At 65.5% G+C, this 25,438-nt stretch carries 22 protein-coding genes; 6 read left to right on the top strand and 16 right to left on the bottom strand.

Going from position 1 to position 25,438, the window contains the following annotated elements; translation table 11 throughout:
* Window positions 1-526: 526 nt before the first annotated feature.
* Window positions 527-1,708: a cell division protein ZapE gene (gene zapE, locus DQ353_RS17595; RefSeq protein WP_113764492.1), complete on the top strand. Its 1,182-nt coding sequence runs from the start codon at window positions 527-529 to the stop codon at window positions 1,706-1,708.
* On the top strand, window positions 1,705-2,382 hold the full coding sequence (locus tag DQ353_RS17600) for a peptide deformylase (protein WP_113764493.1): 678 nt from the start codon (window positions 1,705-1,707) through the stop codon (window positions 2,380-2,382). Before zapE ends, DQ353_RS17600 begins: the two co-directional genes overlap by 4 nt.
* A gap of 310 nt (window positions 2,383-2,692) precedes the next feature.
* Here the strand turns inward: DQ353_RS17600 and DQ353_RS17605 are convergent, their stop codons facing one another.
* Entirely contained in the window at window positions 2,693-4,732 is a 2,040-nt protein-coding gene (locus tag DQ353_RS17605; RefSeq protein ID WP_113764494.1) for a S9 family peptidase, read from the bottom strand.
* 40 nt (window positions 4,733-4,772) lie between these two features.
* Between DQ353_RS17605 and DQ353_RS17610 the strand changes: the two genes are divergently transcribed.
* The 4 genes from DQ353_RS17610 to DQ353_RS17625 all read left to right on the top strand — a co-directional run bounded on the left by DQ353_RS17610 (window position 4,773) and on the right by DQ353_RS17625 (window position 7,809).
* The gene (locus tag DQ353_RS17610; RefSeq protein WP_113764495.1) at window positions 4,773-5,645 is read left to right on the top strand and encodes a methyltransferase domain-containing protein; all 873 of its coding nucleotides are present in this window, start codon (window positions 4,773-4,775) and stop codon (window positions 5,643-5,645) included.
* A gap of 160 nt (window positions 5,646-5,805) precedes the next feature.
* Window positions 5,806-6,273 carry an NfeD family protein gene (locus DQ353_RS17615; protein WP_113764496.1) on the top strand — a complete coding sequence of 156 codons (468 nt, stop codon included), beginning with the start codon at window positions 5,806-5,808 and terminating at the stop codon, window positions 6,271-6,273.
* Between the two features lie 59 nt (window positions 6,274-6,332).
* Window positions 6,333-7,268, top strand: a complete 936-nt coding sequence (locus tag DQ353_RS17620; RefSeq protein ID WP_113764497.1) for an SPFH domain-containing protein — start codon at window positions 6,333-6,335, stop codon at window positions 7,266-7,268.
* 181 nt (window positions 7,269-7,449) lie between these two features.
* A complete protein-coding gene (locus tag DQ353_RS17625) occupies window positions 7,450-7,809 on the top strand; it encodes an RNA polymerase-binding protein RbpA (protein WP_113764498.1) in 360 nt (119 codons plus the stop codon).
* 98 nt (window positions 7,810-7,907) lie between these two features.
* Here DQ353_RS17625 and DQ353_RS17630 read toward each other — a convergent pair whose 3' ends face one another.
* The 15 genes from DQ353_RS17630 to arc form a co-directional block, all read right to left on the bottom strand.
* A complete protein-coding gene (locus tag DQ353_RS17630) occupies window positions 7,908-8,636 on the bottom strand; it encodes a polyprenol monophosphomannose synthase (protein WP_113764499.1) in 729 nt (242 codons plus the stop codon).
* A gap of 533 nt (window positions 8,637-9,169) precedes the next feature.
* Complete coding sequence (locus DQ353_RS17635) at window positions 9,170-10,789, bottom strand: amidohydrolase (RefSeq protein WP_113764500.1); 1,620 nt, start codon at window positions 10,787-10,789, stop codon at window positions 9,170-9,172.
* An 88-nt stretch (window positions 10,790-10,877) separates the two neighbouring features.
* Window positions 10,878-13,667, bottom strand: coding sequence for a DEAD/DEAH box helicase (locus tag DQ353_RS17640; protein ID WP_113764501.1), 2,790 nt, complete (start codon window positions 13,665-13,667; stop codon window positions 10,878-10,880).
* A 69-nt stretch (window positions 13,668-13,736) separates the two neighbouring features.
* Window positions 13,737-14,573 carry a twin-arginine translocase subunit TatC gene (gene tatC, locus DQ353_RS17645; protein ID WP_353616709.1) on the bottom strand — a complete coding sequence of 279 codons (837 nt, stop codon included), beginning with the start codon at window positions 14,571-14,573 and terminating at the stop codon, window positions 13,737-13,739.
* A 6-nt stretch (window positions 14,574-14,579) separates the two neighbouring features.
* A complete protein-coding gene (gene tatA, locus DQ353_RS17650) occupies window positions 14,580-14,804 on the bottom strand; it encodes a Sec-independent protein translocase subunit TatA (RefSeq protein WP_113764502.1) in 225 nt (74 codons plus the stop codon).
* Between the two features lie 34 nt (window positions 14,805-14,838).
* Complete coding sequence (locus DQ353_RS17655; protein ID WP_113764528.1) at window positions 14,839-15,195, bottom strand: hypothetical protein; 357 nt, start codon at window positions 15,193-15,195, stop codon at window positions 14,839-14,841.
* A gap of 5 nt (window positions 15,196-15,200) precedes the next feature.
* Entirely contained in the window at window positions 15,201-17,156 is a 1,956-nt protein-coding gene (locus DQ353_RS17660; protein ID WP_146755317.1) for a helix-turn-helix transcriptional regulator, read from the bottom strand.
* A gap of 126 nt (window positions 17,157-17,282) precedes the next feature.
* On the bottom strand, window positions 17,283-17,678 hold the full coding sequence (locus DQ353_RS17665) for an FKBP-type peptidyl-prolyl cis-trans isomerase (RefSeq protein ID WP_113764504.1): 396 nt from the start codon (window positions 17,676-17,678) through the stop codon (window positions 17,283-17,285).
* 39 nt (window positions 17,679-17,717) lie between these two features.
* Window positions 17,718-18,686 carry an FKBP-type peptidyl-prolyl cis-trans isomerase gene (locus DQ353_RS17670; protein WP_146755318.1) on the bottom strand — a complete coding sequence of 323 codons (969 nt, stop codon included), beginning with the start codon at window positions 18,684-18,686 and terminating at the stop codon, window positions 17,718-17,720.
* A gap of 106 nt (window positions 18,687-18,792) precedes the next feature.
* The gene (pafA, locus tag DQ353_RS17675) at window positions 18,793-20,190 is read right to left on the bottom strand and encodes a Pup--protein ligase (protein WP_113764506.1); all 1,398 of its coding nucleotides are present in this window, start codon (window positions 20,188-20,190) and stop codon (window positions 18,793-18,795) included.
* 7 nt (window positions 20,191-20,197) lie between these two features.
* Window positions 20,198-20,908 (bottom strand): proteasome subunit alpha, encoded by a 711-nt coding sequence (gene prcA / locus DQ353_RS17680; RefSeq protein WP_113764507.1) that lies wholly within the window; start codon window positions 20,906-20,908, stop codon window positions 20,198-20,200.
* Window positions 20,909-21,700 (bottom strand): proteasome subunit beta, encoded by a 792-nt coding sequence (gene prcB, locus DQ353_RS17685; protein ID WP_113764508.1) that lies wholly within the window; start codon window positions 21,698-21,700, stop codon window positions 20,909-20,911.
* Window positions 21,697-21,876, bottom strand: coding sequence for a ubiquitin-like protein Pup (locus DQ353_RS17690; protein ID WP_113764509.1), 180 nt, complete (start codon window positions 21,874-21,876; stop codon window positions 21,697-21,699). The genes prcB and DQ353_RS17690 overlap by 4 nt, the downstream gene beginning before the upstream one ends.
* A 105-nt stretch (window positions 21,877-21,981) precedes the next feature.
* On the bottom strand, window positions 21,982-23,562 hold the full coding sequence (gene dop, locus DQ353_RS17695; protein ID WP_113764529.1) for a depupylase/deamidase Dop: 1,581 nt from the start codon (window positions 23,560-23,562) through the stop codon (window positions 21,982-21,984).
* A gap of 14 nt (window positions 23,563-23,576) precedes the next feature.
* Window positions 23,577-25,313, bottom strand: coding sequence for a proteasome ATPase (gene arc, locus DQ353_RS17700; RefSeq protein WP_286166884.1), 1,737 nt, complete (start codon window positions 25,311-25,313; stop codon window positions 23,577-23,579).
* Window positions 25,314-25,438 lie beyond the last annotated feature (125 nt).

Here is a 25,438-nt window from a genome sequence, read left to right on the forward strand (position 1 = left end):
GGAATCGGTCCCGTTCATCGGCAGCGATCTCAAAGCACCCATGTTGCCATCTTAACTGAGACAAACCATGAAATCCGTATCTTGCCAAGTATATTGAGATTTTTGCCAACAATACTGAGACAGGACAGACACGGGTGCTTGCTGGGGAGTGTCCTCGAACTGCAACTTGACATAATGTAGATTATCGGCGCAATGCCCAGGGTTTTGAAAGTGGTGAAATCCGCACATTCCAGCACATCCAGACGTCTGCCTCGATCGTGTCCAACTCCCCCGAAAATCCCGCTTTTCTCGTTTTCGGCGGCGGTTCGTCGGCAACTGCCCGTGGGCCCTCACCGAGCGCGCCCACGGATTTCGGTGCCCGCCAGCGCCTGGAATCGGCCGCAAGTGGAAAATCCCGAAGTATCTCTGCGAAATCCGCGTGTTTCTGCCGCTCCTCCGCGTCACTGGCAGGGATAACTGTTGGTTGACATAACTACTTTTCGGCCTGTTTTGGCGCTTGCATAGTTATTCAGGGAAACTCGATGGTATGCCACATCAATATTCAGACGTCCATGCAGGTGCACATGCCGGCACCGCGCGAGGAATCCAGGACCTCATTCTCGAGCGTGCCATGGGCGAGGGCTTGGACCTGGATCCGCAGCAACGCGGCACGATCGGTTTGCTGGCACGAAACGCGCAGCGACACCTGTCCCGACAGCACCAATCCCCCTCCGGTGACCACGTTTATCTTTGGGGGCCTCCCGGCCGGGGAAAAACCTGGACGCTGGGTGCCTTCTTCGATGCCCTTCCAACCAGCAACAAGCGGCGATTCCACTTCCACGAATTCTTCAGGGAGCTGCATGCCACCGCGCACAAGGCCACGGCGACAGCATTGGCCCAGATCGAGGAGCCAGGGGCGCTTGGCAATGGCCGGGGACGCATGGACCGGGTGGCGGCACGCACCAGCGCCATTGAGCAATCCATCGAGTCGATCCTGGGCAACGTCGAGGTTCTTTGCTTCGACGAATTCCACTGCAACGACCCAGGCGACGCGATGCTCTTGGCGCGGATGTTCAAATTCGTCATGGGCCGACGGATTCTGTTGGTCACCACCTCGAACTATCCGCCCGAGCAACTTCTGGCCGACGAGTACTACCACCACCTGATCTTGCCGACCATTGACGAAATCCGCGAGCACATGGATGTCCACGAGCTCGATGCCCACCGGGACTACCGCAGCATCGATGTCGCCGATGCCCAGCGCCACGGCTACAATTCCGGCAGCATCCTGGTTGACCCGGCCGCCGCTGAATTGCACCGGATTGGACTCAGCGCGCCGGCGCAGCACGAGGCGGCCAACCTCAAGCCCACCAGCCATGACATCCGTGCACTCCGGGCGGTTTCGGGGCAACTTTGGTTCGAATTTGGTGATCTTTGCGAAGCGTTGACCTCGACGCTGGACTACCTGGAACTGGCCAAGGAATTCAATCACTGGGTTATTTCCGGCGTACCAGGTGCTGCCGGCATGAGCCCGTTTGGGCTGCGCCGCCTCGCCAACGCCATCGACGTCCTGTACGACCGCGACATCCGCCTGGACCTGCTGGCCCAGGGCGACTTCTCGGAGTCGCTGAGCCACCTGCCGGAGCTGGACGCTGCACGCCTGGCCAGCCGGCTGAACGCCTTGCAAACCGCCGCCACACTACCAGCCACCCAAGGTGCCAACGCATGAGCTACGAATCAAAGACGGACTTCAATGACGCGGGACCAGCCACCTACTCGCCCGCCTGGATCCGCAGCGAAGTCACCCGCCTCGTCGACCTCGTTGGCTCGGGCGAGATGCCGCCGATCGTCCAACTTGGGCACCCGGTGTTGAGGATGCGGGCCAAGGAGCTCGACGGCCAACTCGGGCCCGAACTGTTGCGAGGATTCCTGGGGACGATGCGCATGGTGATGCTCGATGCCCCGGGCGTTGGCCTGGCCGCACCGCAGCTGGGCATCCCCTTGCGGATTGCCGTGCTTCAGGATCTCTACGAAACCAACCCCGAAATCGCTCATGCTCGCGAGCGGGAGCCGCTGGACCACCTGGAAATCATCAATCCGCATTACAAACCGGTCGGTGACCGCACCGCCGCCTTCTACGAGGGCTGCCTGTCGTTCAACGGATACCAGGGCGTGGTGGAGCGGCCCGCCGACATTTCCACCAGTTTTCTTGACGCCGACGGCGTCCCCCGGCGGAGGAACTTCTCCGGATGGCAGGCGCGGATCTTCCAGCACGAGACCGACCACCTGGATGGCACCGTCTACATCGACAAGGCACTGACCCGGTCGCTGTGCGCCAACCACGAGTTTCCGCGCTGGGCGAATCCCGGAATCGACCAGGCACGGGTCGGGCTGGGTTTTTAGCTGCCGAGCCATGGGTGGCTGATCCGGAACGATCACCCACGGGCAACCACGGTGCCCGCTGCACCATTAAGACTTGGAGCCGGAGCATCCCTAGCCAGAGGCGGATCCCGCCGAAACACCGGGCACACCCCGGTGGAGCGCGGTGCCGCCGGGGCAAACTGCATGACCGCCGCTCGATACCGGGAACCTGGCCTCCAATGGACCTTACGGGCGCCGTTGGCCCCCATGCGTTCGAAGCCCGGTCAATCCCTGGATGGCAAGACGGAATTCAACCGATCCGTGCCACCCGACGGCGCCCGACATCGGGTGGCTAGGAGCCCGTTCGGTTCGCGGATCGGTTGACCGGCAAATACCGATTGAACCACTCCAGGATTGCCTCAAAACGCTGGCGGCGGTGCCACGGGGACCCTGCCCGGCTGAGCCCGTGGCTCTCCCCCGGGAACAGCACGAACTCGGTGGGCACTCCGCGTTGCTTCAGGCCCACGTAATACCGCTGGGCCTGTTCCACCGGGCAACGGAAGTCGCCCTCGGAGTGCATGACCAACGTCGGGGTGCGCACCTGTCCGATCTTGGCCATCGGCGACTGGGCGGCAACCCGCTCGGGATCCGATCCGGTGTAGGCAGCGGAGAAGAACCAGCCGATGTCGCTGGTGCCCACGAAGGACAGCGGATCCAGGAACCCGCGTTCCACCATGGCGGCGGCAAAGCGGTGCTCGTGGGCAGTGGTCCAGGCGGTCAGGTAGCCGCCGTAGGAACCGCCCAGCACACCCACTCGGCCCTCGTCCAGTTCCGGCTCGCTCGCACAGGCACCGTCAAGGAAGGCCATGACGTCCTGCAGGTCCACCGTGCCCATCGCGTGACTGATGGCCGTCCCGTGTGCCCGCCCGTAGCTCGAACTGCCGCGCGGGTTGCATTGCAGCACCGCGTACCCGGCCGCCGCATAGACCTGGGCCTCGTCAAAGTAGGCGGGCCCGTATTGCGAGAACGGACCGCCGTGGATGTTCAGCAGCACCGGGTGCGGACCGGGGCCCTGCGGCAGGTGGATCCAGCCGTGGACCGGGTACCCGTCCGGGGCGGTGAAGCTGGCCTCGTGTGGGGCGCTGAGGGTGGTTTGCCGCCGCAGTGTGTTCCCGAACCCGGTCAGCCGGCGCAACAAACCGCCCTCCAGCGCGGCGCACTCCCCCGGTGACTCCTCCGAGCTGTAGGACACCACGATCTTCGACCCGCTCGAGGCCGCCCCGTGGATGAGCTGCGGGCCGGCTCCCAGCACCGAGCTCTCGCCGTCGGCAGTGACCAGGTGCAATTCCCCGGTGCCTCGCACCCGGGCCAGGGCCAGGACCCCGGAGTCGCCGTGGGGCACCAGTTGCTCGCACTCTGTGTAGTCAACGGTATCGGTGTTGGTCAGCACCGAAGCCTCGTGCACGCCGATAGCCTGGGCATCAACGGCACACACGGCGACCTGCCGGGCCAGGAAGTCCGTGCCCGACTCCCCCACGAACTGGCCCAGGGCAAAGAGGGTTGCAGCGTCGTTGCTGAACTGCGGGGCCCGGTAGGCCCACTCGGAGTCCGCGCCGCCCAGCACCAGCTCGGGGACCGCCGGGGCTTCCCCGTCGGCGGGCACCCGGTAGACCTGCGACCGCAGGTCCGTGTCATGCCCTTGGTGCAGCGCGGCGGCAAAGTAGATCCACCGCCCATCGGGGCTGTAGCAGGGATCGGCCACATCCTGCTCGGCCAGTGCCCGCACGGCCACCTCGGGCAGGCCGCTGGGTACCTTGTGGAGCCCGTGGGCGGCCCGGCCCCGGGGACGGACAAATGGCTCCTTCTCAATGTCCGGAACACCCAGCGTGAACAGTTCCTGGACCTTGTCTCCGGTGAAGCCCACCCCGTCGCCGCGGTAGTTGAAGGTGGTGATGTGCCGCGGGGCCTCGGCCCCGGCGCCGACATCGTCGATGGAGCCGTAGCGGCCCGGTTCGGGGGTGCGGGAGACAAAAGCAATCGAGCCGCCGTCCGGGGCCCAGGCGAAACCGCCAACGCCCAGCGTGCGCTCGGTCAGCACCTGCGGCTCGCCGCCGGCGGCCTCGACCAGGGCCAGCTGGGCGACGCCCTTCGCGTCTGCGCGCAGGAAGGCGATCCAGGTGCCGTCCGGGGAATGCCGCGGTCCGCTGTCGGATTCTCCGCGGGTCAGGCGCCGGGGCGGGGCGGTCCCGTCAAGCTCCAGCAGCCACAATTGGCCCGCATATGAATCGGAAGCGAAGCTGGGCCGGGAGGCGGACACCACGGCATGGCCTGCATCCGGGCTCAGGCTGGGCGCCGATACAGTAGTCAGTAGTTCTAGTTGCTCTGGTTTCACTGCGCTAGCCTATCGAATTCACCTGAGACGAAGGACACACGTGCAGCAGCCAACACCTCTTGACCAGGGACTTCGCTGCCCCGTCTGCAAGTTGGGGCTGTCCCTGCAGCAGCAGCCGGGCCGCCCGGCACGTCTGGAGTGCGAGGCCGGGCACGGCTTTGACGCCGCAAAGCAGGGCTATTTCAACCTTCTCACCGGCAAGGGAACCAACTTCACCGAAGACGGGGCGCCCATGGTCGCTGCCCGGGCCTCCTTCCTGGACGCCGGGCACTACGAGTCCCTGGCCGAGGCCCTGGGCCACAGGGTCCGCAACGCCCTGCGGGGAAACGAGCACCCCCGGCTTCTGGATGCCGGGGCCGGGACCGGCTACTACCTCCGCCAGGCCCTGCAGGCCCTGCCCGGGACATCGGCGTCCAGCGCCGTGGCACTGGACATCTCCCGCTACGCGATGCGCCGAGCGGCAAAACTCCCCGACACCCTGGCACTGGTGTGGGACCTGTGGCGCGAGTTGCCGCTGGAGGACGAATCCTTCGATGTCGTGCTGAATATCTTCTCCCCGCACAACGGGGCCGAATTCTCCCGGGTGCTGCGCCCTGGCGGAACGGCCTTGGTCGTGACCCCGCTGCCCGGCCACCTGGCCGAGGGTGCGGCGCTGTTGGGCCTGCTGGGGATCGCCGCCGACAAGGCCGCGGGTGTCGTGGCCTCGATGGGCGGGCGCTTCGAGCTTCGAGCCACCGAAGAGGTCAAGATCCCTCTCGTGCTTGATCCTGAGGCCGCGTTCGAGCTGGCGATGATGGGTCCGGCCGGGCACCACCTGAACCCCGAGAGCCTGCGCAGCCGCCTCGCGGATGCCGGAAGCGCCACGCTTGTCACCGCGGCGTTCCGCATCCAGGAATTCCGCCGGATCGGCTGAACGCCCAAAACGCCGTCGCCCGGCGGCCCCTCATCGCAGTGATGAGGGCCGGCTGCGGAACATCGTCCCTTGTGCTGATTCGATTGGGCATGCCCATCGGGCAAAATGGAAGGCATAGAGGTTGGTGTGTATCCAACACATCTGGACTTAAGGGGCAACAATGTACGACTGGCTCGTAACCAACGCATGGGTTGTTTGGCTGGCGCTCTTCCTCTTGCTGGCCATCATCGAAATGATTTCCCTTGACCTGTACTTCATCATGCTTGGAGTCGGGGCCCTGGGTGGCGTGACCGTTGCGCTGCTTGGCGGGGAATTCTGGTTGCAGATGGTGGTCTTCAGTGTCACATCACTGCTCATGATCATGCTGGTGCGCCCCATCGCCCTGCGGCACCTGCGCAAGGACCCGGAAGGGCTGCGCACCAACGTCGATCGGCTCATCGGCGAAGACGCCCTGGTCCTGGAGCCCACCTCCAGGATGAACGGGCGCGCCAAGATCGGCGGGGAAACCTGGTCCGCGCGGACCGAGGACGATGTCGCCCTGCAGCCGGGCACCTATGGCTCGGTGGTCCGCATCGACGGGGCAACGGCCTACATCACGCTGCGCACCCAAATGCCCGGCCTGGACTAGCAACTCCAAGACAAGTTTTCGGCGCCTGGAACATGGCGCCCCAACGAAAGAGAGAAGAGATGCAAACATCGGGTCTTGGCCTCACGGTCGTCCTGGTAGTACTGGCAATCTTCGTGATCATCGTGCTGCTGCGCTCCGTGCGCATCGTGCCGCAGGCTCGGGCCGGGATCGTGGAGCGACTGGGCAAGTACCATCGCACCCTGCTTCCCGGGCTGACGATTTTGATTCCGTTTGTTGACCGCTTGCTGCCGATGCTGGACCTTCGCGAACAGGTTGTGAGCTTTCCGCCGCAGCCGGTGATCACGGAAGACAACTTGGTTGTTTCCATCGACACCGTGGTCTACTTCCAGATCACCGAGCCGCGCGCAGCAACCTACGAAATCGCGAACTACATCCAGGCAGTGGAGCAGCTGACGACCACCACGCTTCGTAACGTCGTCGGCGGCCTGAACCTCGAAGAGGCGCTGACCAGCCGCGACCAAATCAACGGCCAGCTGCGTGGCGTCCTTGACGAAGCCACCGGCAAGTGGGGCATTCGTGTCTCCCGTGTCGAGCTCAAGGCAATCGATCCACCGCTGTCGATCCAGGACTCCATGGAGAAGCAGATGCGTGCCGAGCGTGACCGCCGTGCAGCGATTCTTACGGCCGAAGGCACCAAGCAGTCGGCAATCCTCACCGCCGAGGGCCAGCGCCAGGCATCCATCCTCAAGGCGGAAGGCGACGCCAAGGCAGCGATCTTGCGTGCAGATGGCGAGTCGGCAGCCATCCAGAAGGTCTTCGACGCGATCCACGCCGGCAAGCCGGACCAGAAGCTTCTGGCCTACCAGTACCTGCAGATGCTGCCGAAGATCGCCGAAGGCTCCGCCAACAAGCTGTGGATCATTCCCAGCGAGGTCGGCGAGGCCTTGAAGGGGATCGGCGGGGCGCTGGGCAACTTCAACGAAGGCCCGGGCGACGACCAGAAGCCGGAAGGCACCGGCAACACCCTGATGTAACGACCCGTTTCATGCGGCAAAATATCGGGCGGGCGACCCCACAAGCGAGGGTGCCCGCCCGAAGCCGCGTTTGGGCCGTATAATGGAAACTTCGAGACTTGCGCCCCGCGGGAATTTTACGGTGAACCGGGACGTTGAAATCGGTAGCCGAACCCGTATGTAATCGCAGTAGGGAGACAACATGAGCGATCGCAGCCTGCGAGGAATGCGCCTTGGCGCACAGAGCATGGAAACTGAGGCTGGCGTAGAGCCAGCAGCGCGTCAGCGCGTTGAATATCGTTGCGAAGACGGCGAGCAGGTGTTCGTGATTTTTGCCGCTGAGGCAGATATCCCGGCAACCTGGATGTCCAAGACCGGCAAGGTTGCCAAGCTGGTCAACGGTGAAGTCCAAGAAGAAGTGAGCACCGAGAAGCCGGTGCGTACCCACTGGGACATGCTTCTTGAGCGTCGTTCCATCGACGAATTGGAAACGATTCTGAAGGATCGCTTGGATAAGCTGCGTACCACTCGTGGTGCAGCCCAGGCAGCATTGAAGGGCTGACAACACCCTTCTGTTTGCAGCAATGGCGAGGGCCCGAATGGATCATCCATTCGGGCCCTCGCCATGTCCGGCCGCATCCGGGATGCGGCCGGAGGGTTCTACTTGCGGCCGGTCAGCTTCTTCCAGCGGGCGTTCAGTCCCCACTTGGTCACATTCAGCATCGCCTCAACCACGATGTTCCCGCTCATCTTCGAAACGCCAAGTTCACGCTCGACGAAGGTGATGGGAACTTCGACGATCTTCTTGCCCATCTGGGCCACGCGGAAGGTCATGTCGACCTGGAAGCCGTAGCCCACCGAATCGATGGCGTCGAAGTCCATGGCCTCGAGGGTCTCACGGCGGAACGCGCGGAAGCCGGCGGTGATGTCGCGCAGGTTCACGCCCAGCATGGTGCGTGAATAGAAGCTGCCCATGCGCGAGATCATCTTGCGGTGCAGCGGCCAGTTGACGACCGAGCCGCCCTTGACCCAACGCGAACCGATGACCAGGTCAGCGCCCTTGGGGATTTCTGCCAGCAGCAAGGGAAGCTGCTCGGGCTTGTGTGAACCATCGGCATCCATCTCCACCAGGACGTCGTACCCGGCGTCCAAGGCCCAGCGGAACCCGGCCAGGTAGGCGGCACCCAGGCCGGCCTTGCCCGTGCGGTGCATGACGTGGATGGACTTGTCCTCGGCAGCCATCTTGTCTGCCAAGGCGCCGGTGCCGTCCGGGGAGTTGTCGTCTACGATCAAGACATCCGAATCAGGCACCGCGGCGCGCAAGCGGCCCACGGTGATGGGCAGCGATTCAAGCTCGTTGTAGGTCGGAATGATCGTGACTACGCGCACGCGGCAGTCCCTTTCTGCTGATGGAACGATCCGCGGAAGAGGGCCTCAAGGGCCAGGTACCAACGTGCCGCGTAGCGTTAACCCGCTGCGACTGGTTTCAGGGATCGGGTGGGGGTCAGTGCACAATTATACGCAACCGCTCCCCCGAAACCCGGCTCCCCGCCGTGTGATGCGCAAGACGATTCGGCCAATCGGCGGGGCGCACAAATCGACCCCGCGGCTTCGGTCCGTCCCTCCCGGCCGACAAACGGCCAAAAGGGTGTTATCTAATGCCAGCGGGGTCAATTTGTTCTTGCGGACCGGAATACCGGTAAGCCGGATCGAAGGATCAGACACTGGTTACAGCCTACCGTCCAGTTTTTAGCTGTCAACCGTTTCCGGACCACTGGCTACGTGAATTCGATCAGGTCAGCCGATATATGGCGGTCCGACCGGCATTGGGCGAACTTGCCGCAACTTCGAGCAAATACTTCAATTTCGACCTTGCCAAAACGCCGTTTCCCTGAACCCGGGGGCGGGGAAGCCCGATCCGCCTAAGCTGCGCCCGTCGCGTCGAAGATCACGCGGCCGGCACGCACCGTGCGCAGGCAATTGGGCAGATCGTCTTCCAGCACCGGGAGCATCGGGGTGCCGGCGCGGGCATCGGTGCTCCATGACGAGACTCGAAGGTCGGGTGTCTGCACGGAAAGCTCGGCGGCATCCCAAATCGCAAATGTGGCCTCGGCGCCGTTGACCAGCTGCCCCGCCATCGGGTTCGACGAGCCCAGGGCACGGAAACCGGAGCGGGTGTGGGCCATGAATGCCGCCCTGGCCGAGATGCGTGCCTTCGGATCACTCAGTTCCAGGCAGGCCTTCACCGCTGCCCACGGGCTGGCCACGGTTACCGGGGCATCGGAGCCGATGACCACGGGCACGCCGGACGAGAGAAACTGCCCCACGCCGTTCATGCCGGCCGCCCGGGACTCCCCCAGGCGCTGGGCGTACAGGCCGCCCGTCCCTCCCCAGGCAGCGTCGAAGCCCGGCTGCATGGATGCAGTCAGGGCGAAGTCCAGCATCCGGGCACGTGCGGCAGCATCGACCATTTCCACGTGCTCCAGGCGGTGCCGGCCCGCCTGGACCTTGGCCAGCCCCACGGATTCGGCTGCCTTGGCAAAACCTTCAAGGGCCAAATCGAGACCGGCATCGCCGATGACGTGGAACGAGGCTTGGATCCCGGCCAGGGAACAGGCCGCCACGTGTGCGCTGATCTGCTCAATGCCAAGGTAGGAGGTGCCCCGTTCGCCGGCGGCGTCGGCATAGTCTTCCCGCAGCAACGCGGTGCGCGAGCCGATCGATCCGTCGATGTTCAAGTCCCCGCCCAGTCCGACAACCGCATCGGAATTGAACGAGGCCAGCAACGTGCGGGCTTCGTCCTCGGTGCCCACGAGTTCTCCCCAGTAGGCAAAGACCTCGGGGGTTGCGGCCTTTTCCGCGTCTGTGCGGGCCAGCAACGCCTCGAGGTCCGCGCGGCCGGAGATCTGACCGGCGGCCATCTCCACGACCGTCCCGTGCCCGGTGGAGGCCAGGTGCGCCAGGGCGCGATTGTGGTTCTCGGTGCTTGTTGCTTCGTCAAGGGCGAAAATGGCATCCCGGATGCGTCCGTGGGCCTTCCCGCGGACCAGGGCGCCGGTGTATTCGGGACCTTCGGACAGACCGAAGCGCATGGCCAGCTTGGGGCTGATGAGCGCCGAATGCACATCGACGCGTGCCAGGTAGACCTCGCGGTCGGGGGCCGCCTGCTGCAGCTGCTCGGAGGTGGGCAACGTGCCGTCGCCGAAGGCCGATTCGTCCCACCCGGCACCCAGGAGGATGCCGCTGCCCGTGGTTGCCGCCGAGGCAACTGCCTCGAGCACCTCGCCGGCGCCGCGGGCGCCGCCCAGGTCCAGCCCGTTGAGCCTGGCTCCGAGCGAGCCAAGGTGGACGTGCGAGTCCACGAAGGCCGGGGTGATGAGGGCCCCTTGCAGGTCGATCTCCGTCATCCGCGCATCAAGCAGCGCGCCGGCGGCGGATTCGGTGCCGATCCACGCAATGGTGCCGTCCTCGACCAGCATGGCGGTGGCAAAGGGATCGGCCGGGGAATAGATGGAACCATTGCGGTACAACTCAACAGACATTTCTTACCTTTGCTTTAAGCAGGCACGCACGAATCCCTCGGCGTGCTTCGAACCAACGGGTGCCCGGCCGCGCCCGGGAGCGGGGATCCTAGTCGACAACGTTTGAATAGGAGACGACCCCGCGGCGGACGCGCTGGACCGCACGGTTGCAGGAGCGGGCCAACCCCGCGTCCAGGTCGGGGATCTTCGCCAGCTGGTCCAGCACATCGATGACCTGTTTGGCCCAGCGCACGAAGTCGCCGGCCGCAAGGTCGGTGCCGCGCAGGCACTCGCGCAGGTCCGAGCCGCGCGCCCACTTGTAGATCGGCCAGATCAGCCCGGAATCCGGGGCGACGGTCTCGGGCAGGCCGGCATTCGCCTCGACGTCCGAGAGCCGCGACCACAGGTTCACCGCGGCTTCCCAGGCGATCTGGATCTTCGCGGTGGGCATGCGCGGATCGGGCCCGTGGTCTTCGCGCCGCGCCTGGAAGACCAGGGCGGAGATGAAACCGGCCAGCTCCTCTGCGGTCATTTCGTTCATGGCCCCGGTCTCCATGACCAGCGAGGTCAGCAGGTCGCGTTCGCCGTAGATGCGGCGCAGCCGCTGCCCGGCAGCGGTGATCTGCGCCTGGCCCAGGTCGTCGGACGCGGGCACCAGGTACTCGAAGTCCTCCAGCACCTTGGCCACCTTGTCAAAGGTCTTGGAAATGGTGTTGGTGCGACCGCTGATCTGGGAGCGCAGCTTGTTCGTGTCGAGCAAGAGCCTGGAGTAGCGCTCGCCCCAGCGGGCGTGGTCCTCGCGCTCCGGGCACCCGTGGCAGGGGTGGGCCTTCAAGGTGGCGCGCAGCTGGCTGATGCGGGCTTCCTGCTCGTCGCTGCCGGTGAAGTTGTACTCCGGGGCGTCATCGCGCGGCGGGCGGGACCCGGACAGCGCATTGTGCAGCGACGCGGCCAGATCCTTGCGTTCCTTGGGGCTGCGCCCGGTGAAGCCCTTGGGGATCCGGATCCGGGAGATGACCTCGACCGGGCCATTGAGGTCCTGGACGCCGACACGGCGGATGTGCTTGTCCTCGGTCAGCACCGTCGGGCGCGGGTCGTTCCAGGCGGAATCCTGTTCGATGACCACGCAGCGCCCGAGACGCCGGGTGCCGGTGACCTCGATGATGTCGCCGCGCACCAGGGCTTCCAGGGATTCGGTGGCCGAGGCGCGGCGCAGCCGGGAAATGGTTTTTGCCGCGTCCTTTTCGGCCGTGGACAATTCGGCACGCAGCGCCGCGTACTCGGTGAAATCCCCGAGGTGGCAGGTCATCGACTTCTTGTACCCTTCCAGCGACTCCTCCCGGGAGCGGACCTGGCGGGCCATGCCCACCACGGAGCGGTCGGCCTGGAACTGGGCGAAGGAAGTCTCGAGGATGCCGCGGGCCCGTTCCCTGCCGAATTGCGAGGTCAGGTTCAGCGACATGTTGTAGGTGGGTCGGAAGCTGGAGTTCAGCGGGTAGGTCCGCTTCGAGGCGAGCCCGGCCACTGCGGCCGGTTCGGTGTCCTGCTGCCACAGGACCACCGCGTGGCCCTCGACGTCGATGCCACGGCGCCCGGCACGGCCGGTCAGCTGGGTGTACTCCCCCGCGGTGATGGCCACGTGCGATTCGCCGTTGAATTTCTCCAGTTTTTCCATGACCACCGAGCGGGCGGGCATGTTCACGCCCAGGGCCAGGGTTTCGGTGGCGAACACGGCCTTGACCAGGCCGCGGACGAAGAGGTCTTCGACGACTTCCTTGAAGATCGGCAGCAACCCGGCATGGTGGGCCGCGAAGCCGCGCATCAATCCCTCGCGCCATGGCCAGAAGCCCAGCACCTCGAGGTCGTCCGGCGGCAGCTTGTGCGCCACCAGGTCGATGGCCTGTTCGATAGCGGTGGCCTCGGCGATGGTGGTCAGGGCCAGGCCCGAGCGCACGCATTGGGCAACGGCCGCGTCGCAGCCGTTGCGGGAGAAGATGAACACCAGCGAGGGCAGCAGCCCTGCCCGGTCAAGGGCCATGATCATGTCGGGGCGCGAAACGCGGGTGCTGAGCTGCTCGCGCTGCTCCCCCCAGGATCCCCCGCCACGGCGCGAACGGCCGCGCTGGGAACGTGGGCCGGCCATGGAACGGTGGGCCATCTTGGTCAGCTCGGGGTTGACCTCCGCGGCTCGCTCGGGTGCGTTGGCGACCTGGTCGAAGGACACGTCCTCGGCGAACAGGTCAAGGAGTCGGCCGCCGACCATGACGTGCTGGAACAACGGGATGGGGCGGTGCTCGGAGACGATGATGCTGGTGTCCCCGCGCACGGTGTCGAGCCAGCCGCCGAACTCCTCGGCGTTGGAGACCGTGGCCGAAAGCGAGATCACCTGGACGTCGTCGCGCAGGTGGATGATCACTTCTTCCCACACGGCGCCGCGGAACTTGTCGGCCAGGTAGTGGACCTCGTCCATGACCACGTAGCCCAGGGAATCCAGGGTGTCGGAGTCCGCGTAGAGCATGTTGCGCAGCACCTCGGTGGTCATGACAACGATCTCGGCCTCGCCGTTGATGGTCATGTCCCCGGTGAGCAGTCCGACCCGCTCGGGGCCGTAGGTGGCCACGAGGTCGGAGTACTTCTGGTTGCTCAGCGCCTTGATGGGTGTGGTGTAGAAGGCCTTGCGGCCAGAACGCAGCGCCTGGAAGATGGCGAATTCGCCGACCACGGTCTTCCCCGCACCCGTCGGGGCGGCGACCAGCACACCGGAACCGGTGGCAACGGCTCGGCAGGCCTCTTCCTGGAAGGGATCAAGGTCGAAGCCCAGGGTGGCCCGGAACTCGGCAAGCCCGGTTCCCTCCTCCTGTGGTTGTTCCTTGGCTGCGGTGTATCGCTCGGCCGGCATGCTCACGATGCGACCCCTTTCAGGAGGGTAGTAGGTGCGCCCGCGTCCGTGTTGCGGACACGGGCGTTCCTATGGAAGATCCGGCGAGTCGGGAATGCTGGACCCCTCGCCTGCGTTGGCGGCGTTTTCCGCCTCAAGTTGTGCGCGTTTCTTGTCGCGCTTCTTGTCGTTCAGGTGGCAGATCAACGTTGCCGTCGCAAAGGTCACGAACAACGGACCAGCCAGTGCAAACATGGTGATCGCATCGCCACCGGGAGCCGCCATGGCGGCCACGAGGGCGATGAGGAAGACCGTGATGCGCCAGTGCTTCATGATCAGCTTGGCCTTCAGCACGCCGACCATGTTCAGTCCGACCATCAGCACCGGGGCCAGCATGGCCAGCCCGAAGGCGATCAGCAGGCGGAAGACGAATGGCAGGTAGGTGTCCGTGGTCAGCCAGGACTGCGCGTTTTCCGGGGTCAGCGAGATGAAGAACTTCAGGGCGTGCGGAAGCACCCAGTAGGCCATGCCCACGCCGAGGATGAACAGCGGTGCCGCCGCGGCGGCGAAGCCGATGGCGGTGTTGCGTTCCTTCTTCTTCAAGCCCGGGACGATGAAGGCCCAGAGCTGGTAGATCCAGATGGGCGCGGAGAAGACCAAGCCCAAGAGAAGCGATGTCTTGAGCATGATGTCGAAGGGCGCCATCACGGAGGTGAAGTTGACTTCGCCGCCGTACGCGCGCACCGGCGCGATGATCAGCTCGAGGACATTGTCATAGAGGAAGAACCCTCCGACGGTTCCCAGCACCAGGGCAATCAGCGATATGAAGAGACGGTTCCTGGCCTCGACCAGATGCTCCTTCAAGGCCATGCGGCCCTCGGGATTATTCTTCCGCCCCTTGGTGGCAGCAGCTTCTTGTTCGCTCACGAAATATTAGGCGTTGTTCTCACGACGGTCGGGATCAACGATCTTGCCCTCGACGGTTTCGTCGCCGGCAGCAGGAGCCTTGTCGTCGTCCTTCATCTGGCGGACCTCGGACTTGAAGATTCGCAGGGACTGGCCCACGGAGCGTGCCAAACCGGGAAGCTTCGGGGCACCGAACAGCAGCAGTGCCAGAATTACGATGATGACCAGATGCCATCCTTGGATTCCACCCATGGGGAACCTACCTTTCAATCGAGTTAAGTCTACGTCAGAACAATTCTAGATCGCCTACGCGCTGGGGTTGTCCGCGCAGGGCTTTGCGCTGCACACGTGTGTCGCGGCGGGCGGTGGCCCGCCGAAGCTTGCCGGCCTCGTATCCCTGGCGTGCGTCATCGGGATCCTGGAACAACGCGGCCACCCCTGCCGGGGTCCTGTCGGAGGGCTCGGGGTAGTCGCGGTCCGCGGCGTCGGCGTCCAACGATTCACCGGTGCGGTCCATGGCCTCGCCGACCTCGTGGGCCAGTGCCATGAAGCCGCGAAAGAGCCTGATCCCTGCCAGCACCAGGAACAGCAGCGTGGCCAGGACCAGCACGGTCCACAACAGGGCCCAAAACCACCAAGGCAACATCGCTACTTCACTTCCAGGGAGTCAACTGCCGCACGAAGCCAGGTCTCGACCTCGGTGCGCAAGGAATCGGGGCCGATGACCCGCAGGTCCCCGCCATGGTAGGCAACCATGCCCGGCATGGTCGAGGTGGAGGGCATCCGGATCTCGGCAATGTGCTCTTCCCCGGCCTTGGCCCAGCTCTCCGGTGCGTACTCCTCCACCAGGGCGGCCAGCCGCGGGGCAAAGCCCAGCACCACGAGTTCGTCGGCGGCACCGGGGGTGAAAAAGATGTCGGCCTCGTCCTCGTGCCGCTGCGCATCGAAGTCAAAGACCGCCCCGGGGAGGGTCGCGGACTGGATCCGGTCGATGCGGAAAGACCGGATCTCGTCGTTGGGGATCGAGAAGGCACGAAGGTACTGGCGACCGGCGTTCTCCAGCAGCCTGATCGGCTCGACCCGCCGAACTGTGACGGCATCGCTGGAGGCGCTGTAGTAGGTCAGCTCGACAACCCGGCGTTCACGGATCGCCCGCGCCAGGGTCGCATGGATCTCGTTTTCCTCGGCGGAACGCAGGGTGATGGACAAAACCGCTTCCAGGCCCTCGAAACCGACGGCGGCGGCCTGCAGCTTCGAATAGGCAGAATCGACGGCACCTGCATGTTCGAATCCTGGAAGCCCGCGCAGCGAGGCCAGTCCCGCAAGCATGGTGGCGGCCTCGGGAAGGCTGAGCCTGATTGGGGCGTTGAGGGCCTCGGCGTTGTTGATGCTGATGGTGCCGGCCTCCCATTCCACGTCGATCAGTTCATCGGGCAAGCCGTTGGGCACCCCGCACATCATGATGGTTTGCAGGTGGGCCAGCAGCTGCTTTTCAGTCAACCCGAAGTGGGTGGCCGTTTGCACAACGCTTGGTGAACCGTGGCTTGCCACGTAGGAAATGATGTCCAGGTTCCGGGCCACGGCCTCGGTGGACGGCGGCCGTCCGGCGTTGCGGCGCTTGCCCAGTTTGAAACCCGGGACCGGGAGGTTCGAGGCTGCCAGCGCCCCGTCGAGTTTCCGGCGCACCACGGCCGCCAGCGGTGCCGGTTCCAGCACGCGGGCGTGGGCGCCGAGCTTGGCCACGTCGGCCGCCAGTGCCATGAGGTCGTGGAATTGCAGGGAGATTTCGTCGTGGTCCCGGCCCGGGGTGATGGATGCGGCGCGGGAGCGCAGTGCCCAGCCGGCGTCCTTGGCCACCGAGATCCTGGCGGTCTGCCCGGCGATGTCGGGATCCAGCCGGCCCAGGGTCCGGGCCATGGAGAACCCGGCGGGGCGGGTGTCGTGGGCCTTGCCGGTGTGGATGGGGCTGAGGATGCGGGTGAGCCGGAACATCCGCACGTCTCGGCGCTGGTGGTCCATGCCCACCAGGTACCAGTTCCCGAAGCGGGACCCGATCCCCCAGGCATCGATGGTTCGTTCGCTGGTGCGGCCCTGCGCATCGAAGTACTCGAAGGAGACGACCTGGTGTGCCCAGACCGCTTCCAGGCAGGCGGCGAAGGCCGGCCCGGCGGCGTGCAGCCGGGGGACGTATTCGGTGAACCGGATCCCGTGACCGTTGTCTTCCAGACCGGCCGAGAGCCTGCCGTTGGCCCGTGAGGCGGAGGATTCGAGGTCGGTGTCCTTCCACAGCTGCGCCGCCAGGCCCAGCACCGCGGCTTCCTCGGTGCTGAAGCTGACCTCGGGCAGCCTGTAGCTCTCGGGGGTGATCAGGTAACGTTCGTCGGATCCGGTGCCCAGGGTCTTCACTGGAACACCCATGTCGCGAAGGTCCTTCTTGTCCCGGTCGAACTTCCTGTCAAAGGCGGCGTCGTTCAGCCCCTGGTAGTCGTCAACGATCTTGCGCAGCTCACGCTTGGAGTACCCGTGCGGGGTGTTGATCAACGCATAGGTGAGACTGACGAGTTTCTCGGCACGGGAAGGACCACCGGAATTAATTTGAGCCACGTCCGCAAGATTACCCCGTGGTGCCGAACCCGGGCCAATGCAACGCCGCGTTAATGGCCTTTGGCCGTGGTTTCCCAGTTCAACATGGGAAAACACGGCCAAGGGCGTCGATCGGTGAAGCTGTTCCTAGCGCACCGCGACCAGGTCCACGACGAAGATCAAGGCTTCGTCCGGGCCGATGGCTCCGCCGGCGCCACGGGAACCGTAGGCCATTTCCGAGGGGATTTCCAGGCGACGGCGGCCGCCGACCTTCATCCCGATCAGGCCCTGGTCCCAGCCCTGGATGACCTGGCCGACGCCGGCACGGAAGTCCAGCGGGGTGCCGCGGTTCCAGGAGGCGTCGAATTCCTCGCCGGTGGACCAGGCCACGCCGACGTAGTGGGCAGAGATGTTCGAGCCCGGAACGACCTCGGCGCCGTCGCCGACGACGATGTCCTCGATCTTCAGCTCGGTCGGGGCATCGGTTCCCGGGAAATCGATCTCGGGCTTGGTGCGGTCGTATTCACGCTGTCCAAAAGACATGGGTGAAGTCCTTTCGGTTGTTTGCTAGAAGCGTCCTAGCTACTTTACTTCCTTGAGCTCAACGAAGAAGACCAGCGTGCCCTCGGGGGCTCCCTGTGCCGCGGCATCCGGTCCGTAGGCCAGATCCGTCGGGATGGTCAGCATGACCTGCGTGCCGGCCTTCAGTCCGGTCAGGCCCTGGGTCCAGCCGGGGATGACGCCGTCGAGCCCGAAGTCCGAGGCCTTGCCCCGGTCGTAGCTGGAGTCGAACTGCTTGCCGTCTTCCCAGCGCACCCCGGTGTAGTTGGCCGAAACCTTTGAGGTGGCGGTGGCAACCTTGCCGGTGCCCTCCTTGACGATGTCAACGACCAGGCCGGCCGGCGCATCCTTGTCCTTCGGGATGGTGATGGCCGGCTTGCCATCCTTCATTTCGAAGGTCGGCAGCGCTCCGTCGTCCTTGAGCTTCTTGACCTCGTCGGCGCCCAGCTTCTTGGAAGGCGGTGCGGCCGGGGGGATCTCCTCGGTGGAGACGACCTTCAGCACGACCACGGTTTCGGCCTGGGCCGCTTCCGGGCTTGCCGAGGGCGAGGCACCGTCGGTGGCCGCCGCTTCGGCTGCAGGTTCGACCATGGCGATCCAGGAGCCCACCTTGGTCTGCATCAGCGTCTCGTAGAGCGCCGGGAGCTGGGTCTTGAATTCCTCGTTGGTCGGCAGGGTCACCGGTTCGCCGGCGAAGCCCGATCCGAGCAGGCTCGCATCCGTTGCCTTGTAGGCGATGGACTTGAACTTGATGTTCTGGTTTTCCTTGATTGCCTCGCCCTTGCCCTCGACGAGGACCTTGGCGGCGGTTCCCGTGGCAACCAGCGGGGTATCGAAGGTGACCGTGGGATCGGACGAATCATCCGCACCCGGGGTGACCTTGATCGATGTCAGGGGGGCGGTGTCACCGCTGGAGGCCATCGTGGTTGAACCACAGGCCGTCACCAGCAGCAACGAGGCCGTTGCAACGAGTGCCATAACTTTGCGCACGAAATCAACTTTCAGTTGGGGATTTTGGGACTGGAAACACCCACACTGAATGGTGAGCTTTCGAAACAGGTTACAGACAGCCTAAGGGCCGAATCTGTGAATCTCCTTATTGCAGGCGGCCGGAAGCCGCCTGCGGCGCGCCGCCCATCGAGGTGATCATCTCCTGGACCCGCGGGTCCTTGTTGACGAAGGGATCCTTGCACAGCACCGTTTGGCCAGGGTGGTCGTTGAGCTTCAAGTGCACCCAGTCCACGGTGAAGTCCCGCTCCGCGTTCTTGGCGGCGCGCACAAAGTCCCCGCGTAGTTTCGCCCGGGTGCTTTGCGGCGGATTGTCCACCGCAAAGGCGATCTCCGCGGGATCCACCACGGTGGCAGCGCGCCCGCGGGCGGCCAGCAGGTGGAAGAGCCCGCGCTTGGTGTCGATGTCGTGGTAGGTCAGATCCAGCTGGGCCAGGCGTTGTGCGCCCATGTCCAGGTTGTGCCGGTTGGCGTAGGAAGTGATCAGCTTGTGCTTGATCGCCCAGTCGATTTCCGTGTCGATGCCCGAGAAATTGCCCGATTCCACGGCGTCCAGGGTCCGGGTCCACAGATCCAGCACCGCTGGCACCTGGTCGTGGTGCGCCCCTTCGCGCTGCACGAAGTCGGTGGCCAGGGCAAGGAAGCGGCGTTGCAGGGCCAGGGCGGAAAGCTCGGTGCCGTTGGCGAGCCTGACCATGGTGCTGCCGTTGAAATCGTGGGAGATCTCGCGGATGGAGCGGATCGGGTTTTCCAGCCGCAGATCCTCCATGATCTTTCCCGACTCGATGATCCGCAACATCAGGTCGGTGGCCCCGAGCTTGACGAGCTGGGTGGTCTCGGACATGTTCGAATCCCCCACGATGACGTGCAGGCGGCGGAAGTATTCGGCATCCGCGTGCGGCTCGTCGCGGGTGTTGATGATCGGACGGGAGCGGGTTGTGGCCGAGGAGACGCCCTCCCAGACGTGGTCGGCGCGCTGCGAGAACGCATAGAGCGGCTCGCCCTCGATGTTCACGATCTTTCCGGCCCCGGCAATCAGCTGCCGGGTGACCAGGAACGGGATCAGGATCTCGGCGAGCCGGGCGAACTCGAGCTTGCGCGGGATCAGGAAGTTCTCATGGCAGCCGTAGGAGTTCCCGGCGGTGTCGGTGTTGTTCTTGAACAGGTAGAGCCGGCCGTTGTAGCCGTCGGCGGCCATGCGTTCCTCGGCGCTTTGCACCAGGTCGTTCAGGATCGCTTCCCCGGCCCGGTCGTGCGCGATCAGCTGGGTCAGCTCGTCGCACTCGGCCGTGGCGTATTCGGGGTGCGATCCGACATCCAGGTAGAGCCGGGAGCCGTTGGTGAGGAACACGTTGGAGCTGCGCCCCCAGGCCACCACCCGGCGGAAGAGGTAGCGGGCCGATTCCTCCGGCGTGAGCGGGCGCCCCTCGGGGTCCGAGTAGTTGATCCCGTATTCGGTTTCGATGCCGAAGATTCTGCGGTCCATGTTCTGTCTACTTCCCTGCGCCCAGTATCCGGGCGATGGTGGGGGTGTCGAGGCGGCGGAAATGACGGTGCGAACCGCTGGTCGTGGTCCGTTCGAGCATGGCGACCTCCAGGAGGTGCGCGTCCCCGGGGCTCTCTCTCAAGCCCGGCAAGACCAGGGCAGCGGCGCGGATGACCTCGTCGATGCCGGCGGCCGCCAGCTCCTTGCCTGACCAGTACGCGTTCCAGGCCTCGCGCAGAGCGGGGGTGTCCCCGCCCATGATGATGTGCCCTGGTTGCTCGGCGATCGACCCGTCGAAGTTCAGTGAGAACAGCGTGTCCTCGGGCGGGGTCGCGCCGAGTTCCAGGACCGCCAGCTCCACCTCGAAGGGCTTGGCCTCGGCGGTGAACACCGCGCCCAGGGACTGGGCGTAGACGCTGGCCAGGCCGCGGCCGGTCACGTCGTGGCGGGAATAGGAGTAGCCGCGGGTGTCGGCGTAGCGCACCCCGGCCTGGCGCAGCGACTCGAACTCGTTGTACTTGCCCACCGCCGCGAAGGCGATGCGGTCGTAGATCTCCCCGATCTTGTGCAGCGAACCCGAGGGGTTCTCCGCGATCAGTGCGATCCCGTCGATGCAGGAGGCGACGATGACCGCCCGTCCGCGGGCGATGCCCTTCCGGGCGAAGTCCGCCCGGTCCTTCATGAGTTGTTCGGGCGATACGTAATATTGTGCGCTCATCTAGGACTCCCTCCCGCTGGCGGTGCGTGTGTCAATGATGTCGCGCGCCATCTGCGCGAGGATTGCGTCCTCGACGCGGTGCGCCCCGGTGGAATCAACGGTGTAGATGACCGGCCACAGGCCGCGCACGGTGTCCGGTCCCCCGGTGGCCGAGTCGTCGTCGGCGGCGTCGTAGAGCGCCTCAACGGCGACCTTTACCGCGGCGGTGGCCCCGAGGCCGGGCTGCCAGAGCTTCTTCAGCGCCCCGCGGGCGTACGGGGAGCCGGAGCCGACCGAATGGTGCTCGACTTCCTCGTAGAGCCCTCCGGTGATGTCGAAGGAGAAGATCCGTCCGCTGCCCGAAAACGTATCGAAGCCGGCAAAGAGCGGTACGACGCTCATCCCCTGCAGGGCCATGGGCATGTTGGAGCGGATCATCGAGGCCAGACGGTTGGCCTTGCCGTCCAGGGACAGGCGGGTGCCCTCGATCTTTTCGTAGTGCTCCAGCTCCACGGTGAAGAGCTTGGCGATGTCGATGGCCAGGCCAGCCGCGCCGGCGATCCCGATGACCGAGTAGGTGTCGGTCTCGAAGACCTTCTCGATGCGGCGGCTGGCGATCACGTTGCCCATGGTCGCCCGGCGGTCCCCGGCCATCACGATGCCGTCCGCGTAGGCCAGGGCGACGATGGTGGTTCCGTGCGGAACCTGGGCGCCGGCATCCGCCGGCAGCACGGCGCGGGTGCCGGGCAGCAGGTCGGGGCGGTCCCGGTTCAGGTGCTCCAGGAAGGAGGGCCCGGGACCGAGTTCGGTCACTGCCCGCCCTTTTGGATGAAGCCGCGCACGAATTCCTCCGCGTTCTGCTCCAGCACCCCGTCGATCTCGTCGAGCAGGTCATCGACCCCGGCGTCCTGGCCGGCAGCGGCCGTGGTTTCCTGCTCCTGCGCCTGGGTTTCCTCGCGGCGTTGTGCCGAGTGGTGTTCCTGTGTCATGGCGGTCCGCTCTCTTCCATCTGTTCCGGGGGCCGGCCACGGCGACTGCTTGGCCTGGGCCCCTTGGTTCTGCTGCTACTTACATCTTGCCACTGGGTAGGGCTTTTAGCTCCGCAGCGTGGCAATGAACTCGTGGATCGACAGCTGCTGGTCCAGCAGTCCCCCGACCAGGGCCTTGGTGCCGCGCAACGGCTCCAGGGTCGCGATGCGCTCGAGCTTCCGGCCCCCGGGAACCGTGAAGGACACCGAGTCCCAGCTGGCCGCCACCACGTGCTCCGGATACTGGCTGAGCACCCGCCCGCGGAAGTATGCGCGGGTGTCCTCCGGCGGGTTGGTCGCGGCGTGCTCGATCTGCGCCGGGGAGTACAGGGTTTCCATCAGCCCGCGCGCGGCCAGCCGGTGGTATAGGCCCTTTTCCGGGCGGATGTCCGCCCATTGCAGGTCCATCGCCGCGATGCGCGGGTCGGTGAAATCCATGGAATGGCGCTGCGCATAGGCGCTCATCAGCTTGTATTTCGCCACCCAGTCCACGGTGGAGGACGCGGAGAAGATGTCGGTTTCCAGCAGGTGCAGGGTTTCCGCCCAGCGCCGCTGGATTTCCACGGTGGCCTCGTCGGTCGCATCGGTGGCGCCGCTGTGCCGGGCAGCGGCCTCGGCGTAGATCCACTGGATTTCAAGTGCGGTGAGCTTGCGCCCGTCAACCAGTTCGACCTTGGCGGTGAGCGTCGGGTCGTGGCTGATCACCTGCAGCGCGGCGACCGGATCGCGCAGCTCGATCGCCGGGGCGGTGCCGGCCTCGATCATCGAAAGGACCAGTGCGGTGGTGCCGGTGCGCAGCAGCGTGGAAACCTGCCCGAGGTTCGCGTCCCCGATGATCACGTGCAGCCGGCGGTATTTTTCCCAGTGCGCGTGCGGCTCGTCCCGGGTGTTGATGATCGGGCGGCGGATGGTGGTTTCCAGGCCGATCTGCGCCTCGAAGAAGTCCGCGCGCGCCGAGACCTGGAACCCGGGGTAGGAACCGAGCATGCCGCGGCCCACCCGGCCGGAGGCGCAGATGACCTGGCGGGTGGCGAAGAACGGGATCAGCCCGGCGGCGATCGAATCGAAGGGCACCGACCGGGGCATCAGGTAGTTCTCGTGCGCCCCGTAGGAGACCGACTTGTTGTCGGTGTTGTTCTTGTACAGGTGCACATCCGGCACCCCGGCCAGCGACTCGATGCGGCGCACCGCGGCCAGTGCCACGTGGTCCCCGGCCTGGTCCCAGAGCACCGCGTCGAACGGGTTGGTGGTTTCCGGGGAGGAGTATTCCGGGTGGGCGTGGTCGACGTAGAGCCGGGCGCCGTTGCCCAGCACCATGTTCATCAGCACCTCGTGGTCGTAGGGCCCGGCCTGGTAGAGGGTGTCCCCGATCGTGACGTCCCCGCCGGCCAGGGCGACCTGCTCGGCGTCCAGTTCCGGCTCGACGTCGGTGAGCTGGGACGGGTCGGCCTGGGCGCGCGGCTGGGTGAAGCCGCGCGCGTCGATCAGCGGGGTTTCGTCCGCGTAGTCCCAGCGGGTCCCGGCGATCCTTCCGCGGGCCTCGCGGACTGTTGCGGCATAGGCGTTGATGACCTGGGCCGAAAGCATCGTGGCGTTGGCACCGGGCATCGAGGGGGCCAGCACTCCGTACTCGGTTTCCAGGCCCATGACGCGGTGGACGCTCACAGGTACTGCCCGGTCTCGTCGGCCCCGGGGGCCGGCAGGGTCTTGCCGCGCCCGTTCTTGTCGGCCACGATGGTGCGGATGAAGGTGATGCGTTCGCCCTTGCGCCCGGAGATCCGCGCCCAGTCATCGGGATTGGTGGTGTTGGGCATGTCCTCGTGCTCGTGGAATTCCTCCACGACCGCGGCCAGCAGGTGCTCCATGCGCAGCCCGCGCTCCTGCCCGGTAAGCAGCGCCTTGATGGCGGACTTCTTGGCGCGGTCCACGACGTTGCGGATCACCGCCCCGGAGGAGAAGTCCTTGAAGTACAGGATCTCGGTTTCGGTGTTGGCGTAGGTCACCTCGAGGAACTGGTTCTGTTCCCCGGTGGAGTACATGGCATCGACGGTCGCCTGGATCATGGCGCGCACCGTCGCCGCCGGGTCGTTGCCGTGCTCGGCCAGGTCGTCCGGGTGCAGCGGCAAATCCGCGGTGAGGTACTTGGCGAAGATCTCCGCGGCGCCCTGGGCGTCGGGGCGCCGGATCTTGATCTTCACATCCAGCCGGCCCGGGCGCAGGATGGCCGGGTCGATCATGTCCTCGCGGTTGGAGGCGCCGATGACGATGACGTTGTCCAGCCGCTCCACCCCGTCGATCTCGGCCAGCAGCTGCGGGACGATGGTGGTTTCCACGTCGGAGGAGACCCCCGTGCCGCGGGTGCGGAAGAGCGAATCCATCTCGTCGAAGAACACCACCACGGGGTTGCCGCCGGCGGCCTTCTCCCGGGCGCGGGCAAAGATCAGCCGGATGTGGCGCTCGGTTTCCCCGACGTACTTGTCCAGCAGCTCGGGGCCCTTGATGTTCAGGAAGTAGCTCTTGGCCGTGCCGGTGTCGCCGTTGCGTTCGTTGGTGCGCTCGGACAGCGAGTGCGCGACGGCCTTGGCGATCAGCGTCTTGCCGCAGCCCGGCGGTCCGTAGAGCAGGATGCCCTTGGGGGCGGTGAGCCCGTGCTCGCGGTAGAGGTCGGGGTGCAGGAAGGGCAGTTCCACCGCGTCCCGGATGGCCTCGATCTGGTCGCTCAGCCCGCCGATGTCGGCGTAGGAGATGTTCGGGACCTCCTCGAGCACCAGGGACTGCATGTCGGACAGGTGCACCTTTTCCAGGCCCAGCCCGGTGCGGGTGTCCAGGGTCAGCACATCTCCCACGCGCACGGTGTCCTTGACCAGCGGTGCGGCCAGGCGGATGACGCGCTGGTCGTCGGCCCGTCCCATGGCCACCACGCGGTGGTCCTCCAGGACCTCCTTGACGGTGACCAGTTCCCCGGATTTCTCGTAGCCGAGCCCGGCGACGATGACCAGGGATTCGTTCAGCAGCACCTCCTGGCCGATGGCCAGCTTGGCGAAGTCCAGCAGCGGGGAGATGCCCACGCGCAGCTTGCGTCCGCCCTGGACGATGTCGGCCGATTGCACGCCGGTCGAGGAGATCGCGACCCCTGGCGCCGGGTGGGTGCGGGGGTGCAGGTCGATGATGGTGCCGTGGCTGAAGGGGGTGTCCCCGTCCTTTTCGAGACCGGACTTCAGGTTCAGGATTTCCTCGCGGGTGCGCTCGAGCATGGCGACCAGGCGTGAGTTGTTGGCCCCGGCAGTGGCCAGCTGCCGGTCAAGCTGGCGGTTCTTGTCCCGCACGATGTTCAGCTGCCGCTCGGCCGCCGTGACCTGGCCCTCGAGCCGTGCGCGATCCGTATCTTCGCCCATCATCCACCTGTTTCGCTTGATCCGGAGGGTTTGCGGGTGCCGGGGTGAACCGGCACCTCACCTTTGCTTCCATCCTAGGCATGGGCGCGGCGGAATGAACGAAATGTGACCGCGCACCTTCGCGGGCA

Origin of the sequence: Arthrobacter sp. AQ5-05 (assembly GCF_003287975.1) — a bacterium.
GTDB lineage: Bacteria > Actinomycetota > Actinomycetes > Actinomycetales > Micrococcaceae > Paeniglutamicibacter.